This window comes from Campylobacter troglodytis (assembly GCF_006864425.1).
GTDB classification, from domain to species: domain Bacteria; phylum Campylobacterota; class Campylobacteria; order Campylobacterales; family Campylobacteraceae; genus Campylobacter_D; species Campylobacter_D troglodytis.
In genome coordinates, this window is the sequence record NZ_QHLI01000131.1 from 1 (window position 1) to 1923 (window position 1923).

Annotated in this window: 2 protein-coding genes and 1 pseudogene; all 3 read right to left on the reverse strand. The window is 27.5% G+C overall.

Translation table 11 applies throughout. The annotated features are described in order from the left end of the window. Nucleotides 1-221: 221 nt before the first annotated feature. The gene (locus tag DMC01_RS16120) at nucleotides 222-350 is read right to left on the reverse strand and encodes a hypothetical protein (RefSeq protein WP_282432321.1); all 129 of its coding nucleotides are present in this window, start codon (nucleotides 348-350) and stop codon (nucleotides 222-224) included. Nucleotides 351-622: 272 nt separating this feature from the next. Then, the gene (locus DMC01_RS12325) at nucleotides 623-1033 is read right to left on the reverse strand and encodes a hypothetical protein (RefSeq protein WP_142694478.1); all 411 of its coding nucleotides are present in this window, start codon (nucleotides 1031-1033) and stop codon (nucleotides 623-625) included. A 37-nt stretch (nucleotides 1034-1070) separates the two neighbouring features. After that, nucleotides 1071-1923 (reverse strand): annotated as a pseudogene (locus tag DMC01_RS14015) (hypothetical protein); the annotation flags it as partial.

The window sequence follows — 1923 nt, forward strand, 5'->3', positions numbered from 1 at the left end:
ATTTTATTTCTATAAATAAAGTGAAGCTTTATAAAAGCTGACATATTTAATAAAAATGCCAAAGATAGCAAATAAGCTTTGTGGCTTGGATTAAATCCGTGTCATAGACATAATAATATAACATAAAATTTTATTCATATATTGCCTTTCTAGTAGAATCTAAAGCTAATGATTCCCTATTGGAATATTTTGTAAGTAAGTATAACCTATGGCTCGTAAAATCATTTTGTTATCCTTGTAGATTTTTGCATAATAACTTTGGTAAAATAAATCATAAAAAGATTTGATATAAAAACACTAAATGTAACGCATATTAACATAGCATATCTTGCATTAAACATACCAACCATAAATAATCCTATACATAAAATTACAATGTAGCCTATACTTAATATAATCAACTTTTTAATGCTTAATACTTTCATATAAACAATTCCACAATTTACAATAAATAAAATTATACAATTACCATATGCAAATATCTCGGCATCAAATATCCTAACTTTAAATTGTATTATATCCACATATATAAAAAACCATAGCAAAAATAAGGATAGCCAATAATTCCATATAACACTAGCAAAAATCAATACAACACTTAAAATTTTTTTGCTCATAAAAATTATACCAATGATAAATATAAATAAACATAGCCGAATTCGCACACACTTATGGTTACAAATTCTAGTATTTTATTTCTATAAATAAGGTGAAGCTTTATAAAAGCTACTATACTTAATAAAAATACCAAAGATAGCAAATAGGCGTTGTGGCTTGCACCATTTAACCATACCATACGCACACCAATAAACAGCACCGCATTAATAGCACTAAAAATGAGTGCATTGATGAGTTTTTCACGCAAGAATTTAAAGCACTCAAAGCAAACAATACAAAAAGGATTAAGTAAAACACAAGTTATACCAATATAAACAGTAGGAAATCTTTTTAGATTGTAAAAGTCCCTATCCATCATAAAATTTATTACATCAAGACAAAATTCTAAAATTATACTGCATGCAATATAGCTCACAAACCAAGTAATACACATTATAATATAGCATATAATTTTACTCATATATTGCCTTTCTAGTAGAATCTAAAGCTAAATCCATATATGGATTCATACCGTAATTGATTCCGCGCAAAATCATTTTATTATCGTAAGAATTTTTATCTGTTGGTGGATTTAGCGTTTCATCATAAATATCATCTTTAAAACAAAGATTATCCATAAAATTGCTAACAAAAGTTTTAATTTGTTCTATTTTCCCTTCACTAAAAGCATACCCAACATTTATAGTTGCATTTTTAGCCTTAACTTTGTTTTGTGTAAGCTGTAAAAATCCTTTGTAGATATTTATCGCAAAAGGTATTTGCCCAACAGCATCAGCCCAGTAAGGAATACCTTCCATTGAGACTAGTATATAGCCTTTAGCTCCGTTTTTTGCATTTTTCCAATTTCCATTTCCAAATGGATTATATTGGAAAGAATATCTATCGATTAAAGCAAACTCCACCACCTCTTTCCAAGTAAAATATAAAACACCCAAGCTTTGACATTCTTGCTTGTCTTTTAACTTTTCATTTACATATAATAGTTTATGATAATTATCAGCACTCGTTTCAAACCATTGAATGCCTTTGATCTCATAAAGTTCTTTTGCCTTTAATTTAGATTCTTTTATATTTTTTCTTTCAAGGCTAAAAAGATGAACTCCTTCTTTATTATAAATTTGAATCATCTCTCTTTTTATGTGCTGTGTTTGGCTAAACTTATTCCTAATCCTCACCTCAACATACTCTTTAACAAAATCATTTAGCTTATTTATGCTTTTACCAAGTATTTTCTTCGCAAAATCATTCTTTAAAGATTTTGCAAAGCTTTCTTCTTTGCTTATACTCTTCTTTTGAAAGATTATA